Below are 24,440 nucleotides of genomic sequence, written 5' to 3' on the forward strand. Positions count from 1 at the left end.
CTGAATAATGCCTGACAAAAAAACAGCTGCGCTCATCCTCGAAGATGGGACAACATTCCACGGCTTTTCGTTCGGGGCATCCACATCCGTTTCCGGTGAAGTAGTGTTCAACACTTCGATGATGGGGTATCCCGAAAGCCTGACCGACCCCTCGTACAGCGGTCAAATCCTGGTTCTCACATTTCCCCTGATCGGCAATTACGGCGTCCCCGGCGACCAGATGCAGGACGGGCTGCTCCGGTTTTTCGAGTCGGACCGCATCCACATCAAGGCGCTGGTCGTGTCGGACTATTCGTTCGAATACAGCCATTGGAACGCGGTCAAAAGCCTCGCCCAATGGCTCAAGGAGAACGACATTCCGGGAATTTTCGGCGTGGACACCCGGCAGATCACAAAAATCATCCGTGAAAAGGGCGTCATGCTCGGCAAAGTCGCCGTGGAGGGCACTCCCGTTCCCGAACGGTTCGAAGACCCCAACAAGGAGAACCTCGTGGCCAAAGTGAGCTGCAGGGAGGTGACCACCTACGGAAACGGCAAACGCCGGATCGTGCTGGTGGACTGCGGCTGCAAATACAACATCATCCGCAGCCTGCTCGTCCGCGACGCCACGGTGATCCGCGTACCCTGGGACTACGACTTCACTACGATCGACTACGACGGGGTGATGCTCAGCAACGGTCCCGGCGACCCGCAGATGTGCGGGGCCACGATCGCCAACATCAAAAAGGCGATGAAGATCGGCAAGCCCATCTTCGGCATCTGCCTGGGCAACCAGCTGCTTTCGATCGCGGCGGGAGCCTCGACGTTCAAACTGAAATACGGCCACCGCAGCCATAACCAGCCGGCCCTGATGGTCGGCACGGACAAGGCGGTCATCACCTCCCAGAACCACGGTTTCGCCGTCGACACCGCGAAACTCGACGAGGGCTGGGAACCCTACTTCATCAACCTGAACGACGGCACGAGCGAGGGCATCCGCCACCGGAGCGCGCCGTTCTTCTCGGTCCAGTTCCACCCCGAGGCCACGAGCGGCCCGGTGGACACCTCGTTCCTTTTCGATTACTTCATCCAAAACATCGACGACGCATGCAAAGCGCAGAAAAAATAGAGAAAGTCATCCTGCTGGGCTCCGGAGCCCTCAAGATCGGCGAGGCGGGCGAGTTCGACTACTCGGGCTCCCAGGCCCTCAAAGCCCTCAAGGAGGAGGGTATCTATACGGTGCTGATCAATCCCAATATCGCCACGATCCAGACCTCTGAAAACATCGCCGACCGGGTCTATTTCCTGCCCGTGACGCCCGAATACGTCGAGGAGGTGATCGTCAAGGAGCGTCCGCAGGGCATCCTGCTCGCATTCGGAGGCCAGACGGCCCTCAACTGCGGCGTGAAGCTCTACCGCAGCGGCGTGCTGGAGAAATACGGTGTCCGCGTGCTGGGTACGCCCGTGCAGGCGATCATCGACACGGAAGACCGGGAAAAATTCGTCGAGAAACTCGACCAGATCCATGTCAAGACCATCCAGAGCCACGCCGTGACCACGGTGGAAGACGCCCGCAAAACGGCCAACGAACTGGGTTATCCGGTGATCCTCCGCGCAGCCTACACGCTGGGCGGCCTGGGTTCCGGTTTCTGCGACAACGACCAGGAGCTGGAAGCACTCGCTTCGAAAGCATTCACCTACTCCCCCCAGATATTGGTAGAGAAATCGCTCAAGGGCTGGAAAGAGATCGAATTCGAGGTGATGCGCGACCGGTACGACAACTGCATCACGGTCTGCAACATGGAGAATTTCGATCCGCTGGGCATCCACACGGGCGAGAGCATCGTGGTGGCTCCCTCCCAGACGCTGACCAATGCAGAATACCACAAGCTGCGCCACCTGGCCATCACGATCATCCGCCACATCGGCATCGTGGGCGAGTGCAACGTGCAGTATGCCCTCGACCCCTACTCGGAGGACTACCGCGTGATCGAGGTGAACGCCCGCCTGAGCCGCTCCTCGGCCCTCGCGTCCAAAGCCACCGGGTACCCGCTGGCCTTCGTGGCCGCCAAACTGGGACTGGGATACGGCCTGCACGAGCTGAAAAACTCCGTGACGAAATCGACCACCGCCTGCTTCGAACCGGCCATCGACTACATCGTCTGCAAGATTCCGCGCTGGGACCTCGGCAAATTCAAGGGCGTAAGCCGCGAGTTGGGTTCGAGCATGAAGTCCGTGGGCGAGGTGATGGCCATCGGCCGCAACTTCGAGGAGGCGATCCAGAAGGGCCTGCGCATGATCGGACAGGGCATGCACGGTTTCGTGGCCAACAAGGAGCTGGCCGTGGAAAATATCGACGAGGCGCTCAGCCACCCCACCGACAAACGTATCTTCGTGATCGCGGACGCCCTGAAACACGGCTACACGGTGGACCGCATCTACGAGCTGACGCGCATCGACAAATGGTTCCTCTACAAACTGGAGAACATCATCCGGCTGGAACACGAAATCGAACAGTACCACACGATCGACAGCGTACCCGACGCCCTCCTGCTGGAGGCCAAGAAGAGGGGATTTTCCGACTTCCAGCTGGCCCGCACCGTCACCAAGTGCGCCCCGGCCGAGATCGAGCAGAAGATCATCGAGGTGCGCAACCGGCGCAAGAGCCGCGGAATAACGCCCTATATCAAACAGATCGACACGCTGGCCGCCGAATATCCGGCACAGACCAACTACCTGTACGTCACCTACGACGCTTCGGCCCACGACATCGACTTCCCGCAGGACGGCAAATCGGTGATCGTGCTCGGTTCGGGAGCCTACCGCATCGGCAGTTCCGTGGAGTTCGACTGGTGTTCGGTGAATGCCGCCGACACGATCCGCAAGAGCGGTCTGCGTTCGGTCATGATCAACTACAATCCGGAGACCGTCTCCACGGACTACGACATGTGCGACCGGCTCTATTTCGACGAGCTGACGCTGGAGAGGGTGCTGGACATCGCCGACCTGGAGGCCCCGAAAGGGGTGATCGTCTCGGTGGGCGGCCAGATTCCCAACAACCTGGCCCTGCGGCTTAAGGACCAGCACGTGCCGATCCTGGGCACCTCGGCCGACGACATCGACCGGGCCGAAGACCGCCACAAGTTTTCGCAGATGTGCGACGAAATGGGGATCGACCAGCCCCGCTGGCGGGAGCTGACCACGATCGACGACATCTACCGTTTCGCCGACGAAGTGGGCTTTCCCCTGCTGATACGCCCCTCCTACGTGCTGTCGGGTGCCGCGATGAACGTGGTCTCCAACAAGCGCGAGCTGGAACATTTCCTCACGCTGGCCACCAACGTGTCGAAACAGCATCCGGTGGTGGTGACCGAATTCATCGAGAACGCCAAGGAGATCGAGATCGACGCCGTGGCCAAGGACGGCGAGGTGCTGATCTACGCCATTTCCGAGCACGTGGAGTTCGCCGGCGTCCACTCGGGCGACGCCACGATGGTCTTCCCGCCCCAGAAAATGTACGTGGAGACCATGCGCCGTATCAAGAAGATATCGAAACTGGTGGCCCAGGGACTGCACATCACCGGTCCGTTCAACATGCAGGTGATGGCCAAGAACAACGAGATCAAGGTGATCGAGTGCAACCTGCGTGCTTCGCGCAGTTTCCCCTTCGTATCGAAGGTACTGAAGGTGAACTTCATCGAGATCGCCACCAAAGTGATGCTGGGTCTGCCCGTCGAGATTCCCCACAAATCGGCTTTCGATCTGGACTACGTGGGTATCAAGGCCCCGCAGTTCTCCTTCTCCCGTCTGCAGAAGGCCGACCCCGTGCTGGGCGTCGAGATGGCCTCCACGGGCGAAGTGGGGTGTATCGGCGAGGATTTCCACGAAGCCATCCTCAAGGCGATGATCTCGGTGGGCTACTACATCCCGCAGAAAAACATCCTGCTCTCCACGGGCGACGCCCGCTCCAAGACCGACATGCTGAGCGCCGCCCAGGCTCTCCAGCAGAAGGGGTACAATCTCTACGCCACGCAGGGCACGGCCGACTATCTGGCCCAGAACGGCGTGCGTGCCGAAGTGCTCCACTGGCCCGATTCGGAGCTGAAGCCCAACACGCTGGACTACATCAAGGAAAAGAAGATCGACCTGGTGGTCAACATCCCGAAAAACCTGTCGGAGACGGAACTCAACAACGACTACACCATCCGTCGCAGCGCCATCGACTTCAATATCCCGCTGATCACCAACGCCCGGCTGGCCAGCGCCTTCATCCAGGCCTTCTGCCGGCTCGACAAAAAGGACATCAAGATCAAGAGCTGGAACGAATACTAACGGAAACTTTCCCCGGAGAAGAGGCGATTTTCCATATATGGAAAATCGCCTCTTCTTTTGTCTCAGCAATTCTTCCGGTGCAATCCGGGAAGTATTTCACCGCACGGACAGGGTCCGTTGTCGCAAACCGCTTTCCCCCGTTTTCCTATTATCCGGCAAGAGGCTGGACAGCCCCGCAAAAATGAAAATCCCCTCTGCCGATATGACTTCGGCAGAGGTGAAACCGTAACTCCTTGTCCGAGGGCTTCCCGTTCCTTGTCCGACACTACTCGCCGGCAATCAGCAGCATGGCATCGGCCACGACCCGTCCCGCCGAAGGATCGCCCGACACCTCCACATAGGATTCCGTACCCGGTGCAAGACGGAAGGTCCCCAGCGGAATCCACTCCCCGTGCGTCTGTCCTTCGATCACGACATCTGCCCTGTCAACCGACACGGCATGCGGCTCCTTTCCGTCGAATACGACATATTCCGTCACGGGAACCGTCCCGTCCGTCAGTTGATAATAAGTATAGAGCCGATACTCCCCCTCCTCGGGCACCGAAAGAGGAAAACGGATACTCTTCCCGCCCTCGTTGCACACGTAAAAGGTCGGCCCGTATCCGCCGTTCCGGCGCAGCTGTTCCCAGCCCCCATCCGGAACGACCGCCTCGGAATCGTCCGCCAGCACGTCGGGCAGCGATCCGTCGAGCAGCGGATTCTCCCGCAGCAGGGTCTGCACCCGGGCCACGTCCACCTTGTGCACGTCACCCGTCTCCAATGCCAGACAGGCCGCCACGGCCGCCGACTGCGCCAGCACCATGAAGACCGGTTCCATGCGGATGGAGCCGTAGGCGATATGGCTGGCCGACATGCAGACCGGAACCAGAAGGTTGTCGCACTCACCCCTTCGCGGAATGATCGAACGGTAGGAAATCGGATAGGGCCGTCCTCCGCCGATCTCCACGTTTCCTTCGTTCTTCACCATCTTCACCCCGTCCTTTTCGACCACGATCCGCTGGCAGTTGTGCGAATCCATCGTATAGGCCGCCATGCCGATCCCGTCTTCGACCACCTCCCGGTTCTCGCAGTTGGCCTGCGTCATCACGTACTCGCCCACCATGCGGCGCACCTCGCGCACGTAGAGCTGGGGCGTCCAGTGGCCGTATTCCTCGTACTCGTCTTTAGGATACCCCCACCGGAGCATCTGACGGCGCAGCGTATCCGGCACCCGGGAATCGTGACCGTAGAAATAGAGCAGCCCCTGCGTATACTCCCTGTGGTTGCGGATGATCCGCTCCCGCTCCTCGTAACCGGCCTCGGGATAGTTGTGGTTCATTCCGATCGCATCGGTCGAAAAGCCGCCCCGGTTGTTGACATCGGTCTTACGGTTGGGCATCCTGCTCCAGATGAAATAATCGTTCAGCCGCCTCTTGTCGGGCTGGGCCTCAAAGAGACGCAAGAGCAGTTCGTAGCGCGTGGAATCGTAGTTGTCGGGACGGGTGATCGGGATCATGTTGTCGGGATCGTCCGTAAGGCATATCCGGTAGTTGTAGGCCTGCACCAGCGTATCCCCGCTGCCGTCGGGCAGCAGTTCGGCGTCGCTGATCCCCCAGAGCAGTCCGCTGGTGGAGTCGCCCGGCACCACATAGGGATCGACCCCGTCCGGAAACTGGTGCCGCGTCATCAGCTGCACGCCGTTGTAGGTTTCGTCATAGAGGCTGTTCGGCTCGCGGCCCACCCCATAGGTCACGCCGCTGTGGGCCATCAGGTCGCCTTCATAGGAGCAGTCGATGAACATGGATGCCGTCACCGTCCGGGCCTCTCCCTCTCCGTCCGAAGGTTCCACCCGGATGGAGACGATCTTTCCCCCGCCGACTTCCGCTCCGACGATCCGGCGTTTTTTCCATACCTTCACACCGGCCGAGGAGACATAATCCTCGAAAATGCCTTCAGCCACGCCCGGCTCGAAAATCCACTGCTCCAGTTTTCCGTAATGCCGGCCCAGACGACGGTAGAAATCTTTGGAAAGCCCGGTCACCACCTGCTTGTTGCCGATATCGGTGTAACCCAGGCCGCCGGAGGTGAGCCCGCCCAGCCGGCCGCCGGGCTCGATCAGCAGCACCTTTTTGTCCATCATCCGGGCCGAATAGGCCGCAATCACGCCGGCCGACGTTCCGCCGTACACACAGATATCGTACTCCGGACCCCGCTTCGAACACGAAACGGCCAGCAATGCCGCTACGCAGCATGCGATCAGAATCTTTTTCATAAGGTTTTCATCGGGTTTCAATCATTCGGGAATCCCCGCGCTGCCGCCGTTCCGGTCCGTCTCCGGCACCGCAACGGCCCGCCGGCCGCAACACCGCGGCCGCGGAGATTCCCCTGCGTCCAAAGATAGGACTTTTTCACGATTTTCCATGCCGGGTGCCGGACGGGGTGCGACATTTCCCGGATTTTCCCGCCAGACGGCTACAACAGCAGGTCCCGCTCCCCGTTCCGGATACGTTCCAGCAGGCGGCCGACCTCCTCCCGGCGGCCGGGATCGAGTTCGGCCGTCCTGCGGCCGATCAGCTCGCGCCCCCGGACCCGCAGTCCCTCCGGAGCGTAATCCTCCAGCCACTCGGCAAAGGTGAGCAGGGCGTTGGGCGTGCAGAAACTCTTGATGAACCCTTTGGTCGAGAACTCCATGAAGTGCTCGCCCGTGCGCCCTTTCCGGTAACAGGCCGTGCAGAACGAGGGAATCTGCCCCGCCTCGACCAACTGTCCGATCGTCTCCGCCAGCGAACGGGTGTCCATCAGCTCGAACTGTTCCCGGTGCAGGTTCTGTTCCCCGGACTCTCCGGCCTTTTCCGCCGCACGGAGCTGCGCCAGCCGCCGGGCATGCTCCGTGTAACCGCCGATTTCGAGCTGGGTGCCGGCGTCGATCTGCGACACGCCGAAACCGATCAGCCGGTCGCGCAGGTTCCGGGGCTCGCGGGCCGTGAGGATCAGCCCCGTATAGGGTACCGCCAGCCGCAACACGGCCACCAGGCGGATGAAATCGTCGTCCGCCACCGGGCTGAGCGCCGTGCGGTCGAGGTTCGAGGCGTTCTGGATACGCGGGAAGGAGATCGTGTGCGGCCCCACCCCGAAGCATGCCTCCAGATGATTCACGTGACGCACCAGAGCCAGCACCTCGAAGCGCCAGTCGCCCAACCCGAAGAGCACGCCCAGCCCCACGTCGTCGATTCCCGCCTCCATGGCCCGGTCCATCGCCGTGAGACGCCACTCGTAGTCGGCCTTACGCCCCCCGAGGTGAAAGCGTTTGTAGGTCCCGGGATGGTAGGTCTCCTGGAAAATCTGGTAGGTGCCGATCCCGGCTTCCTTCACCGTACGGAACCCCTCGATGTCGAAAGGCGCCGCGTTGATATTGACCCTGTTGATCCGGCCGTTGTCCTGCCGCACGCCGTAGACCACCCTCGCCGTGCGGGCGATGTACTCCGCACTGTAATCCGGGTGTTCGCCGTAGACCAGGATCAGCCGCTTCTGCCCGGCCTCCTCCAGCCCCCTCACCTCCGATTCGATCTCCGCATCGGTAAGCGTGCGGCGCAGGGCGTCGCGGTTGCCCGCACGGAACCCGCAGTAGGCACAGTTGTTGATACAGCGGTTGCCGATATAGAGCGGAGCGAAGAGGACGATCCGGTCGCCGTACACCCTGCGTTTGAGCGTGCGGGCTCCCTCGAGGATGATCCGCTCGGCCTCCTCCCCGCGGGCGTTGAGCAGCACGGCCGTCTCCTCCATCGAGAGGCGGGCGAGCCCCAGCGAACGGTCCACGACGGCCTGCACACGCTCCGGCGAGGGATTCCGCGTGTTACGAAGTATCGCTTCTATCTCCTCCACGCTTATAAACGGGCGGAATTTTTCGTCTTTCAGATTACAGATTTGCGGATTGAACAACATGTCGAAAAAATTTCGGGCAAAGTTAACGCTAAAAATATAATTTTGTCCCCGTACAAACAGGCAGTCTATGAGAAAAAGAGGTACGTTCGCCAGCGGATTCGGCACGGTGGCCGCCGTGGGCGGTTCAGTGATCGGGCTGGGCAACATCTGGCGTTTCCCGTATATCGCGGGCGAAAACGGCGGAGCCGCATTCATCCTGGTCTACGTACTGGTCAGCCTGCTGCTCTCCGTCCCGCTGATGCTCTCCGAATTCTCGATCGGCCGCCACAGCCGCCGCAACGCCATGCGGGCCTTCCGCAAGGTGGCGCCCGGACGTCCCGCCTGGCAGGGCGTGGGCCTGCTGGGCATCGCCACGGCCCTGCTGATCCTCGGATTCTATTCGGTCATCGCGGGCTGGGCGCTCGAATTCCTCCGGGAGGCCGCCGCAGGAAGTTTCCGGGCCCAGACTCCGGCCGGACTGAAGGAGAACTTCGATACGTTCGTCGACAGCGGTTGGCGTCCCGTGCTGTGGACGCTCCTGTTCGTGGCCATGAACGGCGTGATCGTCTCGCGCGGCATCCAGAAGGGAATCGAGAAGTTCAACAAGGTGGTCACTCCGCTCATGTTCCTCATCCTCTTGGGTATGGCCGTCAACTCCTTCACCCTCGGCGGACTGCGCGAGGCGGTGGATTTCGTCTTCCGGCCCGATTTCAGCAAAATATCCGGAGCGGTCGTCATGCAGGCCGTGGGACAGTCCTTCTTCTCGATGAGCCTGGGCATGGGCATCATGATCACCTACGGCTCCTACCTGCGGCCGGGCGACAGCATGTTCCGCGTGGCGGGCACCGTGGCCGTGTCGGACGTCTGCATCGCCATCCTCTCCGGGCTGGCCATCTTCCCGGCCGTCTTCACCTTCGGGATCAGCCCCACGTCCGGACCCGAACTGGTCTTTCTCACCCTGCCCAACATCTTCGCCCAGATGACGGGCGGCTACCTGATCGGCATCCTCTTCTTCTTCCTGCTTTTCGCCGCCGCCATCACCTCCTCCGTATCGCTCACGGAAGTGGTCGTGGCCTACGTGTCGGAAGAGTTCCGCCTCTCGCGCCGGAAAGCCTCCCTGCTCACGGTACTGGCAGTGGGCGTGCTGGCCACCCTGTGCGCCCTTTCCCAGATGAGCGGTTCGCCCCTCACAGTGGCCGGGAAAGACCTGTTCGACCTCTTCGACAGCCTCACCTCCACCTATATGATGCCCGTAGGCGGGCTCCTGATCGTGATTTTCGCCGGATGGGTGATGAAGAAAGAACTGCTCCGCCGCGAAATCACGAGCGACGGACGCTACGGTACGGGAATCTATCCTTTCGTGCGGGCCCTCATCCGGTTCTTCGTTCCGGCCGTGATCGCCCTGCTTTTTCTCACCCAGCTCGGCCTTCTGAAATAGGAGTCATTTTACGATGATCTGACGGACGACCGGCACCCCCACGGCCCGGTTCACGGCCTCCGTGAGTTGGGCCCGCCGCATGAACACCTCGTGGCGCACCACCGACGAGGAGAGATGGACATACATGGTTCCCCGTTCGAAACGGATCGACGTGGTGTAGGAGGCCACCGTCCCGCCCACCAGCTGCGGCCACACGTCCGGCACCTTGGCCTCGGCCAGTTTCCTGGCGATATTGGGACACGAGCGTATCCAGTCGCCCATGATGTCGCCCAGTCGCATCGGCACGGTCCGTCTCATCGCCCTTCCTCCCCGTTTTCCGGGGAAACCTCCCCGGGTTTCCGCCCTCCGGCCTCCGCCGGACAGGGCTCACCCCCTTCCACCCGCATCAGCGTGTAGGGTTCGCCGCTGCGTTCGAGAATGGACTCCAGACGCACCTTGTTGCAGTCGGTGATGAATATCTGCCCGAACTCGGGGCCCGACACCAGGCGGATCAGCTGCTCCACCCGCTGCATGTCGAGCTTGTCGAACAGGTCGTCGAGCAGGAGGATCGGCTTTTCGCCCGCAGCGGCGGCGGCCAACCGGTACTGCGCCAGTTTGAGCGCCACGAGGAACGACTTCTGCTGCCCCTGCGAACCGTACTTTTTCAAGGGATATCCCCCGATCCGCATCCGCAGGTCGTCTCGGTGCACGCCCGTGGTCGAGAACTGGCTGATCCGGTCCTTTTCCCGGGCCGCCGCCAGCAGCTCCGCGAAGGGCCTGTCGTTGAGTTCCGAATGATACGACAGTTCGATCCGCTCCCGGTCGTCCGAAAGGATGCGGTAATATTCGGCCACCTGCGGCGCCAGCCGTTCCACCAGCTCCCGCCGTTTGCGGCTCACCGTCTCGCCCCAGTGCACCAGCTGCTGGTCCAGCACGTCGAGCAGCTCCTCCCCGCCCGGCCAGTCGGGCCGCTTGAGCAACCGGTTCCGCTCGCCGAGCACATGGTTGTACTTCACGATGGCGGTCAGATAGTCGCGGTCGAGCTGCGAAAGAAAGGCGTTCAGATACCGGCGCCGCTCGTCGGCCGCATCGCTTACCAGAAAGGCGTCGGCCGGGGAGACGATCACCACGGGAACCAGTCCGATATGGTCGGCCAGTTTTTCGTACTCCTTGCCGTTGCGCTTCACGGTCTTGCCTCCGGAGCGGCGGAATCCGCACACCACGCGTTCGATCTTTCCCCCGTCCGAGAGGTATTCGCCCTCCAGCAGGAAGGCGTCGCAGCCGTGCCGCACGCTCTGCCCGTCGGTCATCGTGAGCGAGCTCTTGCACATGGAGAGATAGTGGACGGCGTCCACCAGGTTGGTCTTCCCTGCGCCATTGTCGCCCACGAAACAGTTCACCCGCGAGGAAAATTCGAGATTCGCCCCGGGAATGTTCTTGAAATTGATGACGGAGAGCCTTTTAAGAAACATGACCGCACGTGATTGCGTCTCAAAGGTAGGGAAAAAGCGCAAAAAAATAAAATAATCGCCTCCCTCTATACCTTTTTCTCCAAAAAGATGTATTTTTGTGCTTTGATAATTCCAAAACCAACGAAATTTATGGCAGCAAAGAACACCCAGACGGAGAAAGACCCCGAAGTAGTCATCGAATCGGCCCTCAACCGCACGGAAGAGTTCTTCCAGAAGAACGGAGGAAACCTCATCATCGCGCTGGTGGTCGTGCTGGTGGTGGTCGGAGGATATTTCGGTTACAAATACCTCTACGCGGCTCCCCGCGCCGAAAAGGCTTCCGACATGATGTTCGTGGCCCAGCAGCAGTTCGCGGTGGACTCCTTCAAGCTGGCGCTGGAGGGCGACGGCAACAACGCGGGTTTTCTGGATGTGATCGAGAAATACGGCGCCACCCCTGCCGGGAATCTGGCGCGGCACTACGCAGGCATCTGCTACCTGCGCACCGGCGACCTGACGCAGGCCATGGAGCAACTCCGTTCCTACAAGGCCACCAAAGGGGCTCCCAACACGCTCGTCAATGCCCAGAATTACGGGCTGCAGGGCGACATCCTCGTGCAGGAAGGCAAATTCCAGGAGGCTGTGGACCCCTATAAAAAGGCGGTGGAAGCCGGAGACAACAGCCTCACCGCTCCCTGTTATCTGAAAAAACTGGGTCTGGTCTATGAGAAGATCGGCGACTATGCTGCCGCCAAAGCCGCCTTCGAGCGCATCGGCGACGAATTTCCCGCCAGCCTCGAGGCCCGCGATATCGAAAAGTACATCGGCCGCGTAGACCAGCAGTAAACATCGTAACCGGATAAAAGGTCGCCCGGAACGGCGGCCTTTTTTATCGCCCGACTAAATCTGTTACGGAATCTTCACCCGCAAAAAACAAACGACAATGGCAACGAAACATAAGAATCTCTCCGTATTCGAATCCAAGCTCCCCTCCGCAGAGGACATGCGGTTCGGCATCGTCGTATCCGAATGGAACAGCGAAGTGACCGAAGCCCTGCTGCAGGGTGCCGTACGGACGCTGCGCAGTTGCGGCTGCGCCGAACACAACATCCTGATAAAATACGTCCCCGGTACGTTCGAACTCGCGCTGGGCGCCCAGTATTTCGCCGAGTACACCGACGTGGACGGCGTGATCGCGCTGGGATGCGTCATTCAGGGCGAAACCCGCCACTTCGACTTCGTATGCCAGGGCGTCACGCAAGGCATCACCCAACTGATGATCAACTGGAACATGCCCATCGCCTTCGGCGTGCTGACCACCGAAAACATGCAGCAGGCCATCGACCGGGCCGGCGGCAAGTACGGCAACAAGGGCGACGAGGCGGCCGCCGCCGCGGTCAAGATGGTGAAGCTCCAGATCGACATGGAGGCAGCCAGCGAACCCAAGCCTTCGGAAGTGAACTGATCCCGGCCTCTCTCCGGAAGGCCGCTACGCAGGTATCCCCGCCGCCGTTCCACACATTCCCCGAAGAGACATGACAAGCAAATGGATTTCGGCCACCCGCCCCTGGTCCTTACCGGCTTCGGTAATGCCGGCGGTCACGGCCCTCGCATACATTTTCCTCCGGCAGGACCGTTTTCCGGAAACGGACTGGTTCGCGGGAGTCGTCGCACTGGCCGGAGCGGCCGTTTTCCACCTGGCCGGCAACCTGATCAGCGACTATTTCGATTTCCGGCACGGGGTCGATTCCCGGGACAATATCGGCCGGACGAACCTCACGATCGTGGACGGTATCCTGAAACCGGAGACCGTGCTGGCCTACGGGTTCGGACTGCTCGCCCTCGGATGTGCGATCGGTCTGCTGCTCGCGGTGCGGTGCGGCCTTCCCATCCTCTACATCGGTCTGGCAGGCGTACCGCTCACGGTGTTCTATTTCCGGATGAAATTCTCCGCCCTCGGCGACGCGGACATCTTCGTCACGTTCGGGCTGCTGATCGCGCTGGGCGTGGTCTACGCCGCCACCGGCGTCGTTTATCCCGGCATATTCGCGGTCAGCGCGGCCGTCGGGCTGCTGATCGTGGCCATTCTGCATGCCAACAACACCCGGGACAGGGTCAACGACGCCCGGGCCGGTATCACGACACTGGCGATGAAAATAGGCCTGAAACGATCCAAATTCTTCTATATTTTCCTCGTGGCCGGGGCCTACCTGCTGGTCCTGGCGGACATCTGTCTGGGCATCCTGCCACCGGCTTCGGCCCTCGTACTGCTCTCCGCACCCGCGGCCCGCGCCAACATACGGGCCATGCTCGGCGCCCGGAGCATGGAAGAGATCGCCGCCCTCGACGGACTCACCGCCCGGCTCGTGCTGCTCTTCTCCCTGCTGCTGACGCTCTCCTGCCTCGTCCCGCCCCTGCTCAAGTCTCTCGCATGAAACGCACGATACTCTCCCTTTCCGTTGCAGCCCTTCTGTGGTTCGTGATGTTTTCGCCGTGGACGGCACCGCACATCGACTTCTGGGCGACGATGTCCTTCTCGGCCGCCGTCCTCTGCATCCTCTCGTTCCGCTTCGGGAATGTCGGACACAGGTTCCGCGGAGCCGCTCCTCAGGACCTCCTGACGGGAATCGTCTCGGCCGCCGTTCTGTGGGGCATCTTCTGGATCGGAAACTACCTATCCACGCGGTGGTTCGGATTCGCCCAGGCACAGGTCGGGGCGATCTATTCGATGAAAGAGGGGCACGATCCGGCACTCGTCGCCCTGCTCCTGCTGGTCCTGATCGGACCGGCCGAAGAGATATTCTGGCGGGGATATATCCAGAACCGGATGCGGGACTTCGTACGGTCGCACCGGCCCGGGCTCGGTTCCACCGCCGTCACGCTGACGTCGGTAGCCCTGACGGCGGCGATCTACTCCCTCGTGCACGTATGGTCGTTCAATTTCATGCTGGTGATGGCCTCCCTCGTCTGCGGGGTCTTCTGGGGCCTTCTGTATGCATTCGGACGGAGCCTTCCCGCAACGGTCCTGTCGCACGCCCTGTGGGATGCGGCCGTATTCATCGTCTTTCCCATCCATTAGCCGGCCGGGCAGCAATCCCCTCTTCCGGGTCACTCCGCATCCGGCAAATCCTTCCGGACCGCCGGAAGGCCCAGTATCTCCAGTGCCAGCGCCGACAGCACGGCCACGCCGTAACAGAGCGCCTTCTCGTCCGGATTGAACGCAGACGTATGGAGTCGGCCGGCCGAATGGCCGTCGGCATACCCCACACCCAGACGGAAAAAGAGCGAGGGATAGCGCTGCGTATAGTAGCCGAAATCCTCGGCCGTAGGTCTCAGTCCCAGTTTCACGACGGCCTCCCGACCCAACAGTCCGGTGCACACGCTGCGCCCAAGCGCCACCAAGGAGGCGTCGTTCACTACGCAGGGATAGCCCACCGAAATATCCACCCCGGCCTCCACGCCATAGGCGGCTGCCGTACCGGCGGCGATCGCCCGGATGCGGTCGCAGGCATCGGAACGCCAACGCTCCTCGAACGTACGGAGCGTTCCCTCCATCTCCACCGTGTCGGGAATCACGTTGGTCGCCCCGTCCGCGATCACCCGCCCGATGGAAAAGACCGTCGGGACCCGCGGGTCGGCATTGCGCCCGGCGATCTGCTGGAAAGCGGAAATCATGGCGGCGGCGGCCACCACAGGGTCCTTCAGTCTGTGCGGCAGGGCGGCGTGTCCGCCCTGTCCCCGCACCGTGATGCGCACCTCGTCGCTCGAAGCCATGTATTTTCCGGCCCGGAAACCCACCGTTCCCGTGGGCAGCTCCGGCTCGACATGCTCCCCGATCACGGCAGCAACGTCGAACTCCGCGAAAGGCTCCTCCTTCAGCACCAGCGAAGCCCCTCCCGGATTGACCTCCTCTCCGGGTTGGAACAATCCCAGCACGGTCCCCTCGAAACGATCCCTTCGGTCACGCAGCAACAACAGAGCCCCCAGCAGGGCCGCCGCATGCATGTCGTGTCCGCAGGCGTGCATCACCCCCTCGTTGACCGACGCGAACGGAAGCCCGGTCCGCTCGGAGACGGGCAGCGCGTCGATGTCGGCCCGCAACACCACCGTGCGTTTCGAAGAGGTGTAGCCGTCGATCCGGGCCAGAATTCCCGTCCCGGCTATCCGGCTGAAACGGATGCCCTCGCGCTCCAGCACCCGGGCGATATAGTCCGCCGTCTCCCGCTCCCCGAAGGAAAGTTCCGCATGGGAGTGGAGGTAGCGGCGATACTCCAGCACCGTACCGAACAGGTCCAGCGCCGCCCCGAGTATCATCTTCCTTTCCATATCTACAATGCCTCCCGAATGATTTTCACGACGTTGTCCGTCTTGCCCATCGTGTAGAAGTGCACCACCGGAATCCCCGCCTCCCGCAGCTCCCTCACCTGGCGGACCGCCCAGCGGACACCCACCTCGCGCACGGCGGCATTGTCGGGACAGCCACTCGCCTCGGCCACCAGCTCCTGCGGCAGATCGACGTGGAATACCTGCGGAAGCACCGTAAGATGCGCCTTGGTCGAAAGGGGTTTGATACCCGGAATTACGGGCACCGTGATTCCCGCTTCGCGGCAGCGGCGGATGAAATCGAAAATGCGGGCATTGTCGAAACTCATCTGCGTGACGATATACGACGCCCCCGCATCGACCTTCCTTTTCAGGTAAAGCATGTCCGACTCGGGATTCGGCGACTCGGCATGTTTCTCCGGATAGCCCGCCACCCCGATACAGAACCGCGAATGGTGGCAGGGCTGCACCTCCCCGTCCACGAAAATGCCCGCATTCATATCGGCGATCTGGGCCACCAGGTCGCAGGCATGGGCATGTCCCTGCGGGTGAGGTGCAAAGGAGTGCTCCCCCCGCAGGTTGTCTCCCCTCAGGGCCAGCACGTTGTTCACCCCGAGAAAGTCGAGGTCGATCAGCGCGTCCTCGATGTCGTAGCGCGAAAGGCCGCCGCAGATCAGGTGAGGCACCGCCTCCACGCCGTAGCGCTTCATGATGGCGGCCGAGATACCCACCGTACCGGGCCGGCGGCGGACGATCCGCTTTTCGAGCAGACCGTTCCCGCGCTCCACGTACTTGACGTCTTCGCGGTGGTAGGTCACGTTGATATAGGCCGGTCCGAACTCCATCAGCGGGTCGATGGCCGAGAAGACGCCCGCCGTACCGTCCCCCTTGAGCGGAGGCAGCAGTTCGAAAGCGAAACGCGTGCGGCCCTCCCGGCGGGCCTGTTCGATAATTTCCGTTATCTGCATATTCGTTCGTTTCGGGCCTCTGAGGCCCCTTCATTCAAAAATTTCCCCGTCCGGAAGTCCCCGCCTCCGGAATCGGGTCAGAGATTCTGCGGAATGATCCGCCTCAACTCCTCCTCGTTCAACCCCCGCCGGGCCGCATAGTCGGCCGTCTGTTCGCCGTCGATCTGTCCCACCGCGAAATAGCGGGCCTCCTCGTCCGCGAAGATCAGCCCGCACAAGGCCTCGCCGGGCGAGATCATCCAGTTTTCGGTGAGGGTCATCGGCACCGACTCCTCCACCCTCAGCAGGGAGAACACCTCCCGCTTGAGCGAATGGTCCGGGCAGGCAGGATAGCCGAAGGCCGTGCGGATACCCCGGTATTCCCCGCGGATCACCGCCTCGGGCGGAAGCTCCGGCCCCGTCTCGTACCTCCACAGGGTGCGCCGCACGAAAGCATGCACCGCTTCGGCGAACGCCTCGGTGAGCCGGTCGGCCAGCAGCTTGCTCATGATGGCGTTATAGTCGTCGCCCGCCTCGCGGAAAGAGGCCGCCAGACGGTCGAGCCCCACACCGCCCGTGACGGCGAAAACCCCGGCGTAGTCGGTCGCACCCGCCGCACCGTCCACGGCATAATCGGCCAGCGAAAGGTTGCACGGTTCGTCCCGCTGCTGGGAACGCAGCTGGGCCATGCGCACTTCCCTGCCGTCCCCGGCCGTAAAGACGAGGTCGTCGCCCTCGCTCCGCACGGGGAAGATGCCCGCCACACCGTGCAGGCCGAGCAGCCCCTCGTCCCGGATGCGCCCGAGAAGCTGCCGGGCATCGGCCAGCAGGCGCCGCGCCTCCTCCCCCTTTTCGGGCGAAGAGAGCAGGTCCGGATAGCGGCCCTTCAATCCCCATGCAGGGAAAAAGAAGTTCCAGTCGATATAACGTTCCGCCTCGGAAATCGGGAAATCGCGGAAGACCACGCGCCCCGTCTGCCGGGGCACGACGATCCGGTCGGCCGGCTTCACGTACCGGCGGGCACGCGCCTCGCCCAACGGCAGCAGCTCCTTCTCCCGCTGCCGGCGTTCGAACCGCTCCCGCAACTGCCGCTGTTCCTCCTTCACCCCGGCGATGTAGGTCTCACGGTCGGGGCCGAACAGCCGGGAGAGAATCCGCACGTTGTCCGAAGCGTCGCCGCTGTGGACCACCACTCCGCCGTAATGCGGGGCGATCTTCACCGCCGTGTGCACTTTCGAAGTGGTCGCCCCGCCGATGATTACCGGCACGGTCATCCCCCTGCGCTCCAGCTCCTTCACCACACGGATCATCTCCTCCAGCGAGGGAGTGATGAGCCCGCTCAGACCGATGGCCTGCGCACCCCACCGTTCGGCCTCGTCCACGATCCTGCCGCACTCGACCATCACCCCCAGGTCGAGGATTTCGTATCCGTTGCAGGTCATCACGACCGACACGATATTCTTGCCGATGTCATGCACGTCGCCCTTGACCGTGGCGATCAGGACACGTCCCGCCGAAGCGCCCGCCACCGGATCGCCCGCCCCGATATAAGGAGTGAGCACCTCCACGGCCTTCTTCATCACCCGGGCGCTCTTGACCACCTGGGGAAGAAACATCTTGCCCGCCCCGAACAACTCGCCCACCCGGCCCATAGCCGGCATCAGCAGGCGGTCGATCACCGCCAGCGGCGACCCTTCGGCCCGGAAAGCCTCCATCGCATCCTCGGCGATGTGGTCGGCGATTCCCTTCACCATCGCATGCGCGATCCGCCCGGGCAGGGGCAGCTCCCGCCAACTTTCCACGACGGCGGTACCCGACGGGGCCGTCTCGTCCACCGTCTCGGCATACCGCATCAGCCGCTCCGTAGCGTCGGGACGCCGGTTGAGCACCACGTCCTCGGCCAGCTCCAGCAGCTGCGGGGGAATCTCCTCGTAGACCTGCAGCATGGCCGGATTCACGATGCCCATGTCCATACCCGCGGCCACCGCATGATACAGGAAGACGGAGTGCATCGCCTCGCGGATCGTGTTGTGTCCCCGGAACGAAAACGACAGGTTGCTCACCCCGCCGCTCACTTTCACCCCGGGCAGGTTCGCCTTGATCCAGCGTACCGCCTCGATGAAATCCACGCCGTAGTTGTCGTGTTCCGCGATCCCCGTGGCCACGGCCAGTACGTTGGGATCGAATATGATATTCTCCGCCGGGAAACCGGCTCCGGTCAGCAGGCCGTACGCCCGCCGGGCCACCTCGATCTTGCGGGCGCAGGTGTCGGCCTGGCCCCGTTCGTCGAAGAGCATCACCACGGCTGCCGCCCCGTAGCGGCGCACCAGTTCCGCCCGTCTCAGGAACTCCGCCTCGCCCTCCTTGAGCGAAATGGAGTTGACCACGCTCTTCCCCTGCGTACACTTGAGACCGGCTTCGAGCACTTCCCACTTCGAGGAGTCGATCATGAAGGGCACCCGCGCGATCTCGGGCTCCGACATGGCCAGGTTCAGGAACCGGGTCATGGCCGCCGCCCCGTCGATCAGCCCGTCGTCCATGCAGACATCCACCACCTGCGCACCGGCCTCCACCTGCGAACGGGCCACGGCCACGGCCTCCTCCCAGCGCTCCTCGCGGATCATCTTCCTGAACTTCGCCGAACCGGCCACATTGGTGCGTTCGCCCACGTTCACGAAATTGGCCTCGGGAACGATCCGCAACGGCTCCAGTCCGCTGAGCACCGTCTCCCTGCGGGGTTCGGGCAGGGGACGGGGCGCATACCGGGCAGCAGCCCGGGCCACGGCGGCGATATGCGCGGGCGTGGTGCCGCAGCACCCTCCCACGATGTTCACCAGCCCCTCCCGCATATATCGCTCCACCTCGTCGGCGAACATCTGCGGCGTCTCGTCGTAACCGCCCATCACGTTGGGCAGTCCGGCGTTGGGGTGGGCCGAAATGCGGCACTCGGCCACCCGGGACAGACGCTCCACGTAGGGCATCAGCTGCCGGGCGCCGAAGGCGCAGTTGAGCCCGATTGAGAAAGGACGGGCATGGGCCAGCGAAATCCAGAACGCCTCCACCGTCTGTCCCGACAGGGTGCGCCCGCTGGCATCGGTCAGCGTACCGGAGAGCATCAACGGCCGCTGCACGCCCCGTTCGCGGCACACCTGTTCGACGGCGAACACGGCGGCCTTGGCGTTGAGCACGTCGAAAATCGTCTCCACGAGGAAGATATCCACCCCGCCGTCCAGCAGGCCGCGCACCTGCTCGGCATAGGCGGCCGCAAGGTCGTCGAAGGTGACTTCGCGCGCCGCCGGATTGTTCACGTCGGCCGACATCGAGGCCGTCCGGTTGGTCGGTCCGATCGAACCCGCCACGAAACGGGGTTTCGACGGATTCTCCAGCGTAAAGCGGTCGGCCGTCCGCCGGGCCAGGGCAGCCGCCTCGCGGTTGAGCCGGCGCACCTCGCCTTCCAGCCCGTAGTCGGCCAGCGACACGGCGTTGGCATTGAACGTATCGGTCGAAATAATGTCGGCACCCGCCGCCAGGTAGGCTTCATGAATCCGCCCGATCACCTGCGGCGCCGTCACCGGCAGCACGTCGTTGCATCCCTTCAGGGGCACCGCCCAGTCGCGGAACGCCTCGCCCCGGTAATCCTCTTCGCCCAGGCCGAAACTCTGCACCATCGTACCGAGCCCCCCGTCGAGCACCAGAATCCGGCGCCCGGCTTCGTCGTATATCGAAAATTTCATCATAAATCGTCGTTTACCGCCCGACCGGTTCGATCTCGAACAGTTTGCTCCATCTCTTCCCGGTCACGAAAATCCGGCCCGTCTCCCGGTCCCACGCGATGCCGTTGAGCACGTCCGTCTCCGGCGTACGGTCGGCTTCGGGCAACAGGCCCGTCAGGTCGATCACACCCGTCACCTCGCCCGTGGCGGGGTCGATCCGCACGATCAAATCGGTCATGTAGACATTGGCCCACAGTTCGCCACCGATCCACTCCAGTTCGTTCAGATATTCCTGCGCCCGGCCCTCGGCGGTCACGAAAATCTCCCGTTTCACGCTGAAATCGCGCGGGTCGAGCACCCGGATGCGGGAGGTTCCGTCGCTGGCGTAGAGCACGGAACCGTCCGTGGTCAGCCCCCATCCCTCGCCGGGATAGCGGAACTCGCCGATGCGCCGGAAGGTGGTGGCATCGTAAAGCAGCGCCCGGCCTTCCTGCCACGTCAACTGGTAGATGGTGTCTCCCAGCCGGGCAATCCCCTCGCCGAAAAGTTCGGCCGGCAGGGATTCCCTCCGGAGCACCTTTCCCGTCGCAGGGTCGGTCTCCAGCAGAGCCGACTCGCCGTAGAGCCCCGTACCCTCGTAGAGGCGGCCCCGGTCCCAGTAGAGCCCCTGCGTGTAGGACGAGGGATCGTGGGGATGGACGGCGGCGATCCGGTAGCTGTACCGCTCGGGCACGCGCACCGAAGCCTGCCTGGGGCGCTCCGCCGTGAGGCTTTTCCCTCCTCCCCGGCCCAGACAGGCGCCCAGGCCGAGACAGCAGAGGATCGTGACGAGGATGTATTTCATAATTTTCGGGTATGATACGGGGCAAAAGTACAAAAAAAACAGTACCTTTGCGAATCGTAAGAAGCAACAAGGACAAATTAACGAATTCAGAACAGGATGTTAACGCTAAAACAGATCCGGGACGACGAAGCCCATGCCATCGAGCGTCTGGCCGTCAAGGGCGTGGATGCGGCCCCGGTGATCCGGCGCATCGTCGCGCTGGACGACCGCCGCAAGGAGATACAGAAGGAACTCGACACCAAACTGGCCGAACAGAACACCATAGCCAAGGAGATCGGCCGGCTTTTCGCGCAGGGCAAGCGCGAGGAAGCCGACGCGGCCAAAGAGAAGACCGCCCAGCTCAAGGCCGACACGAAAGTGCTGGACGAGGAGCTGAAGAAGACCGAAGAGGAACTCCGCACCCAGATCGTCACCCTGCCCAACTTCCCGGCCCGAATCGTGCCGGAAGGGAAAACGGCCGCCGACAACCTCGTGGTGAAGATCGTGGAGGAGATTCCCAAGCTGCCCGAAGGCGCCCTGCCCCACTGGGAGCTGGCCAAGAAATACGACATCATCGACTTCGAACTGGGCGTGAAGCTCACCGGGGCCGGATTCCCCGTCTACAAGGGACAGGGAGCCGCCCTGCAGCGGGCGCTGATCACCTTTTTCCTCGACCGCAACACGGCGGCCGGCTACACGGAGGTGATGCCCCCGATCATGGTCAACGAGGCATCGGGGTTCGGCACAGGCCAGCTGCCCGACAAGGAGGGCCAGATGTACCACGCCGAGGTGGACAACTTCTACATGATCCCCACGGCCGAGGTGCCCGTTACCAACATCTACCGCGACGTGATCGTCAACGAGAGCGACTTCCCGATCAAACTGACCGCCTACACCCCCTGTTTCCGCCGCGAGGCCGGAAGCTACGGCAAGGACGTGCGCGGCCTGAACCGCCTGCACCAGTTCGACAAGGTGGAGATCGTGCGCATCGAGCACCCCGACCGTTCCTACCAGGCGCTGGACGAGATGGTGGCTCACGTGGAGAGTCTCGTGAAGGATCTGGGGCTGCCCTACCGCATCCTGCGGCTGTGCGGCGGGGACATGAGTTTCACGTCGGCCCTCACCTACGACTTCGAGGTCTATTCCGAAGCGCAGGGACGGTGGCTGGAGGTGTCGTCCGTCTCCAACTTCGAGTCGTTCCAGGCCAACCGGCTGAAGCTGCGCTACCGCGGCGCCGACAAGAAGACGCACCTGGCCCACACCCTCAACGGCAGTTCGCTGGCCCTGCCCCGCATCGTGGCCGCCCTGCTGGAGAACAACCAGACGCCGGAAGGCATCCGCATCCCCGAAGTGCTGGTTCCCTACACACGGTTCGATATGATCAAATAGCAACTTTTAGGTAATTTTTATTGAAAATTACAAAAAGTAGTGATATATTTGCCCCGAATAATCATTCACTACCATTTTAAAAACGACGAATCATGGCTTACAAGATCAAAGCAGATACCTGCACCGCCTGCGGTACTTGTATCGACGAGTGCCCCGTAGAGGCTATCTCCGCTGGTGACGTTTACGTAATCGACCCCTCGGTCTGCACCGAGTGCGGAACCTGCGCCGGCGTTTGCCCCGTAGAGGCTATCGAACTGGAATAAGACATCGCGGCATCCGCCGCGCGAAGAGCGGCCGGTCCCATGAGGACCGGCCGCTCTTGTTTTGCGTTTCTATTCATTCCGCACAGAGAGACCCGCACCGGCACCTCCGCCTGGCATCGCCCGACAACCGCTGCCTCCCCGTCGCCGGCGAACAAGATGCCCGCCCGGCAAAAAGCCATGCGATCCGACAGGCCATCCCCGACCGGACCGATCGCCCCGCGCATATAACACTACGAAAACACGGGCCATTCCTGCCGTGCGGCTCCGTACCGCCACGCGGCAGGTCATCACTCCTTGTCCGTCATGATTTCGAGCACCAGACGGTCAGTCTCCTGCATCCCGCGCGAACCGATCAGCGTCAGATTGCGGATACAGCGGTCGACATCCTCGTCGATGATTCCCTCGGCCGGAGTGACGCACTTGCCTTCGATCGCCAGCATGGCCGACAGCACCGCGGTCGAAACCCCGCTGGTGAGTTTCAGCGCACAGCTGGGCTTGGCCCCGTCGCAGATCATACCCGTGAGGTTGGCGATCATGTTCTTTACCGCCCGCACCACTTCGGGATAACCGCCACCCATCAGATAGGTGATTCCGCAACTGGAACCGGTGGCGGCCACCACACAGCCGCACAGGGCCGAAAGCCTGCCCAGGCTCTGCTTGATGTAGATCACCGTGAGATGGCTCAGCACCAGTGCCCGGATCAGTTCCTCTTCCGCGGCCCCGCACTCGCGGGCATAGACCACCACGGGCACGGTGGCCGCAATCCCCTGGTTGCCGCTGCCCGAATTGCTCATCACGGGAATCGGCGCTCCGGCCATCCGCGCATCGCAGGCGGCGGACGTGTAGGAGAGGATATGCGAAAAGATGCTCTCGCCCATCACCCTCTCCTCCACCCGGCTGCGGAGGACCCGTCCCAGCTCATGGCCGTAATGCCCCTCGAACGAACGCTCGGCCGCGGCCATGTTGAGGCGGCCGCTCTCCAGGATGAACCGTATCTCGTCCAGCGGGGCAGAGAGGGCGAAGTCGTACACCCGGCGCAGGTCGAGTTCAGGCGCCTGTGCGTCCTCTTCCCCGCCGGTTCCCGTCTCCAGATCGAGCAACACCTTCTCCCCGCAGGAGAGGTGGACGAACCGGGTATGCCCGCCGGCAATCACCGCCCGGGACTGCCCGTCCCTTCCCGTACAGAGCACCTCCACGTAGAGTTTCTCCGCGATCCCCTCCTTGAGGGCGATCCGGATCGCCCGGGCGTCGATCATCTCCCGCGCCCGCTCCACGGCCTGCGGCGTGGTATCCTTCAGCACCTCCAGCCCGTAGCCGGACTTTCCGACCAGCGCCCCGAGAGCGACGGCCACCGGCAGCCCGATCATCCCCGTTCCGGGAATCCCCACCCCCATGGCATTTTTAAGCATGTTGGCACTCAGCAACACTTCGATCCGCGAAGGCACCTCCCCCAACACCTCCCTCGCCCGTGCCACGCACAGGGCCACGGCGGCGGGCTCGGTACATCCTATCGCAGGAACCACTTCGCGCTTCATCAGGGCCACGATCCCGGCCCGCTCCCGGGCTGTCATATCCGATCCATTCATATTCAGGCGGTAAAGTAACGGAAAATTGGAAAATATATACTTCTTTTTTAAACAAACATCGTTTATTTTGTTATTTTCACTGGAAATCGGTTTCGGCCCCTCTGCAAATCGTCACCCCGGCACGACGATCCGGTGAAAATCCGTAAGCAAAATACCTACAATCGGTTAAATTTCAAAACAACGTCCCCAAAACAAGGTAAATGCGGTTGGAAAGATAGAAATTAGTCTATATAATTGCAAAATAAAATTTTTTCGATTAACGCCAAAAGGCAGTGCGGAGAAAACGGATAAACGGATCGGGAAGAAGGCGTTACCGA

At 62.2% G+C, this 24,440-nt stretch carries 18 protein-coding genes; 9 read left to right on the plus strand and 9 right to left on the minus strand.

Going from position 1 to position 24,440, the window contains the following annotated elements:
- The first annotated feature begins 7 nt into the window (after positions 1-7).
- Positions 8-1,108, plus strand: coding sequence for a glutamine-hydrolyzing carbamoyl-phosphate synthase small subunit (gene carA / locus INF32_RS07545; RefSeq protein WP_226387736.1), 1,101 nt, complete (start codon positions 8-10; stop codon positions 1,106-1,108).
- Positions 1,087-4,311, plus strand: a complete 3,225-nt coding sequence (gene carB, locus INF32_RS07550; protein ID WP_226387737.1) for a carbamoyl-phosphate synthase (glutamine-hydrolyzing) large subunit — start codon at positions 1,087-1,089, stop codon at positions 4,309-4,311. Before carA ends, carB begins: the two co-directional genes overlap by 22 nt.
- 265 nt (positions 4,312-4,576) lie before the next feature.
- Here the strand turns inward: carB and INF32_RS07555 are convergent, their stop codons facing one another.
- Together INF32_RS07555 and hydG are read right to left on the minus strand one after the other, a co-directional pair.
- Positions 4,577-6,562: an FAD-dependent oxidoreductase gene (locus INF32_RS07555; protein WP_226387738.1), complete on the minus strand. Its 1,986-nt coding sequence runs from the start codon at positions 6,560-6,562 to the stop codon at positions 4,577-4,579.
- A 200-nt stretch (positions 6,563-6,762) separates the two neighbouring features.
- Positions 6,763-8,232 carry a [FeFe] hydrogenase H-cluster radical SAM maturase HydG gene (gene hydG, locus INF32_RS07560; protein WP_226387739.1) on the minus strand — a complete coding sequence of 490 codons (1,470 nt, stop codon included), beginning with the start codon at positions 8,230-8,232 and terminating at the stop codon, positions 6,763-6,765.
- Positions 8,233-8,299: 67 nt separating this feature from the next.
- On the opposite strand from hydG, the gene INF32_RS07565 reads away from it, so the two are divergent.
- Positions 8,300-9,649: a sodium-dependent transporter gene (locus tag INF32_RS07565; RefSeq protein WP_226387740.1), complete on the plus strand. Its 1,350-nt coding sequence runs from the start codon at positions 8,300-8,302 to the stop codon at positions 9,647-9,649.
- A gap of 3 nt (positions 9,650-9,652) precedes the next feature.
- Here INF32_RS07565 and INF32_RS07570 read toward each other — a convergent pair whose 3' ends face one another.
- Both INF32_RS07570 and recF read right to left on the minus strand, forming a co-directional pair.
- Entirely contained in the window at positions 9,653-9,946 is a 294-nt protein-coding gene (locus INF32_RS07570) for a DUF721 domain-containing protein (RefSeq protein ID WP_226387741.1), read from the minus strand.
- Positions 9,943-11,100, minus strand: a complete 1,158-nt coding sequence (gene recF / locus INF32_RS07575; protein ID WP_226387742.1) for a DNA replication/repair protein RecF — start codon at positions 11,098-11,100, stop codon at positions 9,943-9,945. The genes INF32_RS07570 and recF overlap by 4 nt, the downstream gene beginning before the upstream one ends.
- A gap of 129 nt (positions 11,101-11,229) precedes the next feature.
- Here recF and INF32_RS07580 point away from each other — a divergent pair, with 129 nt between their 5' ends.
- The 4 genes from INF32_RS07580 to INF32_RS07595 all read left to right on the plus strand — a co-directional run bounded on the left by INF32_RS07580 (position 11,230) and on the right by INF32_RS07595 (position 14,158).
- Positions 11,230-11,925 carry a tetratricopeptide repeat protein gene (locus INF32_RS07580; protein ID WP_226387743.1) on the plus strand — a complete coding sequence of 232 codons (696 nt, stop codon included), beginning with the start codon at positions 11,230-11,232 and terminating at the stop codon, positions 11,923-11,925.
- Positions 11,926-12,022: 97 nt separating this feature from the next.
- Entirely contained in the window at positions 12,023-12,544 is a 522-nt protein-coding gene (ribH, locus tag INF32_RS07585; protein ID WP_226387744.1) for a 6,7-dimethyl-8-ribityllumazine synthase, read from the plus strand.
- Between the two features lie 70 nt (positions 12,545-12,614).
- Complete coding sequence (locus INF32_RS07590) at positions 12,615-13,514, plus strand: prenyltransferase (protein ID WP_226387745.1); 900 nt, start codon at positions 12,615-12,617, stop codon at positions 13,512-13,514.
- The gene (locus INF32_RS07595) at positions 13,511-14,158 is read left to right on the plus strand and encodes a CPBP family intramembrane glutamic endopeptidase (RefSeq protein ID WP_226387746.1); all 648 of its coding nucleotides are present in this window, start codon (positions 13,511-13,513) and stop codon (positions 14,156-14,158) included. The genes INF32_RS07590 and INF32_RS07595 overlap by 4 nt, the downstream gene beginning before the upstream one ends.
- A 29-nt stretch (positions 14,159-14,187) precedes the next feature.
- On the opposite strand, the gene INF32_RS07600 is transcribed toward INF32_RS07595, so the two are convergent.
- The 4 genes from INF32_RS07600 to INF32_RS07615 all read right to left on the minus strand — a co-directional run bounded on the left by INF32_RS07600 (position 14,188) and on the right by INF32_RS07615 (position 20,906).
- On the minus strand, positions 14,188-15,405 hold the full coding sequence (locus INF32_RS07600) for a M20 metallopeptidase family protein (protein WP_226387747.1): 1,218 nt from the start codon (positions 15,403-15,405) through the stop codon (positions 14,188-14,190).
- 2 nt (positions 15,406-15,407) lie between these two features.
- On the minus strand, positions 15,408-16,370 hold the full coding sequence (locus tag INF32_RS07605; protein ID WP_226387748.1) for a methylenetetrahydrofolate reductase: 963 nt from the start codon (positions 16,368-16,370) through the stop codon (positions 15,408-15,410).
- Positions 16,371-16,447: 77 nt separating this feature from the next.
- The gene (gene metH, locus INF32_RS07610; protein ID WP_226388126.1) at positions 16,448-20,083 is read right to left on the minus strand and encodes a methionine synthase; all 3,636 of its coding nucleotides are present in this window, start codon (positions 20,081-20,083) and stop codon (positions 16,448-16,450) included.
- A 13-nt stretch (positions 20,084-20,096) separates the two neighbouring features.
- Entirely contained in the window at positions 20,097-20,906 is an 810-nt protein-coding gene (locus INF32_RS07615) for a glutaminyl-peptide cyclotransferase (RefSeq protein ID WP_226387749.1), read from the minus strand.
- Between the two features lie 96 nt (positions 20,907-21,002).
- Here INF32_RS07615 and serS point away from each other — a divergent pair, with 96 nt between their 5' ends.
- Positions 21,003-22,274: a serine--tRNA ligase gene (gene serS, locus INF32_RS07620; RefSeq protein ID WP_226387750.1), complete on the plus strand. Its 1,272-nt coding sequence runs from the start codon at positions 21,003-21,005 to the stop codon at positions 22,272-22,274.
- Positions 22,275-22,366: 92 nt separating this feature from the next.
- Complete coding sequence (locus tag INF32_RS07625; protein ID WP_226387751.1) at positions 22,367-22,537, plus strand: indolepyruvate ferredoxin oxidoreductase subunit alpha; 171 nt, start codon at positions 22,367-22,369, stop codon at positions 22,535-22,537.
- A gap of 287 nt (positions 22,538-22,824) precedes the next feature.
- Here INF32_RS07625 and INF32_RS07630 read toward each other — a convergent pair whose 3' ends face one another.
- Positions 22,825-24,108 (minus strand): L-cysteine desulfidase family protein, encoded by a 1,284-nt coding sequence (locus INF32_RS07630; RefSeq protein WP_226388127.1) that lies wholly within the window; start codon positions 24,106-24,108, stop codon positions 22,825-22,827.
- Positions 24,109-24,440: the final 332 nt, after the last annotated feature.

Source organism: Gallalistipes aquisgranensis, from assembly GCF_014982715.1.
Taxonomy (GTDB): Bacteria; Bacteroidota; Bacteroidia; order Bacteroidales; family Rikenellaceae; genus Gallalistipes; species Gallalistipes aquisgranensis.

Excerpts from the sequence above, each read along its gene's own strand:
- INF32_RS07625 (WP_226387751.1), top strand. The coding sequence starts at position 22,367 with ATGGCTTACAAGATCAAAGCAGATACCTGCACCGCCTGCGGTACTTGT.
- INF32_RS07595 (WP_226387746.1), top strand. The coding sequence starts at position 13,511 with ATGAAACGCACGATACTCTCCCTTTCCGTTGCAGCCCTTCTGTGGTTC.
- ribH (WP_226387744.1), top strand. The coding sequence starts at position 12,023 with ATGGCAACGAAACATAAGAATCTCTCCGTATTCGAATCCAAGCTCCCC.
- hydG (WP_226387739.1), bottom strand. The coding sequence starts at position 8,232 with ATGTTGTTCAATCCGCAAATCTGTAATCTGAAAGACGAAAAATTCCGC.
- INF32_RS07565 (WP_226387740.1), top strand. The coding sequence starts at position 8,300 with ATGAGAAAAAGAGGTACGTTCGCCAGCGGATTCGGCACGGTGGCCGCC.
- INF32_RS07615 (WP_226387749.1), bottom strand. The coding sequence starts at position 20,906 with ATGAAATACATCCTCGTCACGATCCTCTGCTGTCTCGGCCTGGGCGCC.
- carA (WP_226387736.1), top strand. The coding sequence starts at position 8 with ATGCCTGACAAAAAAACAGCTGCGCTCATCCTCGAAGATGGGACAACA.
- recF (WP_226387742.1), bottom strand. The coding sequence starts at position 11,100 with ATGTTTCTTAAAAGGCTCTCCGTCATCAATTTCAAGAACATTCCCGGG.
- INF32_RS07555 (WP_226387738.1), bottom strand. The coding sequence starts at position 6,562 with ATGAAAAAGATTCTGATCGCATGCTGCGTAGCGGCATTGCTGGCCGTT.
- INF32_RS07605 (WP_226387748.1), bottom strand. The coding sequence starts at position 16,370 with ATGCAGATAACGGAAATTATCGAACAGGCCCGCCGGGAGGGCCGCACG.
- INF32_RS07580 (WP_226387743.1), top strand. The coding sequence starts at position 11,230 with ATGGCAGCAAAGAACACCCAGACGGAGAAAGACCCCGAAGTAGTCATC.
- INF32_RS07630 (WP_226388127.1), bottom strand. The coding sequence starts at position 24,108 with ATGACAGCCCGGGAGCGGGCCGGGATCGTGGCCCTGATGAAGCGCGAA.
- INF32_RS07600 (WP_226387747.1), bottom strand. The coding sequence starts at position 15,405 with ATGGAAAGGAAGATGATACTCGGGGCGGCGCTGGACCTGTTCGGTACG.
- carB (WP_226387737.1), top strand. The coding sequence starts at position 1,087 with ATGCAAAGCGCAGAAAAAATAGAGAAAGTCATCCTGCTGGGCTCCGGA.
- metH (WP_226388126.1), bottom strand. The coding sequence starts at position 20,083 with ATGAAATTTTCGATATACGACGAAGCCGGGCGCCGGATTCTGGTGCTC.
- INF32_RS07590 (WP_226387745.1), top strand. The coding sequence starts at position 12,615 with ATGACAAGCAAATGGATTTCGGCCACCCGCCCCTGGTCCTTACCGGCT.
- INF32_RS07570 (WP_226387741.1), bottom strand. The coding sequence starts at position 9,946 with ATGAGACGGACCGTGCCGATGCGACTGGGCGACATCATGGGCGACTGG.
- serS (WP_226387750.1), top strand. The coding sequence starts at position 21,003 with ATGTTAACGCTAAAACAGATCCGGGACGACGAAGCCCATGCCATCGAG.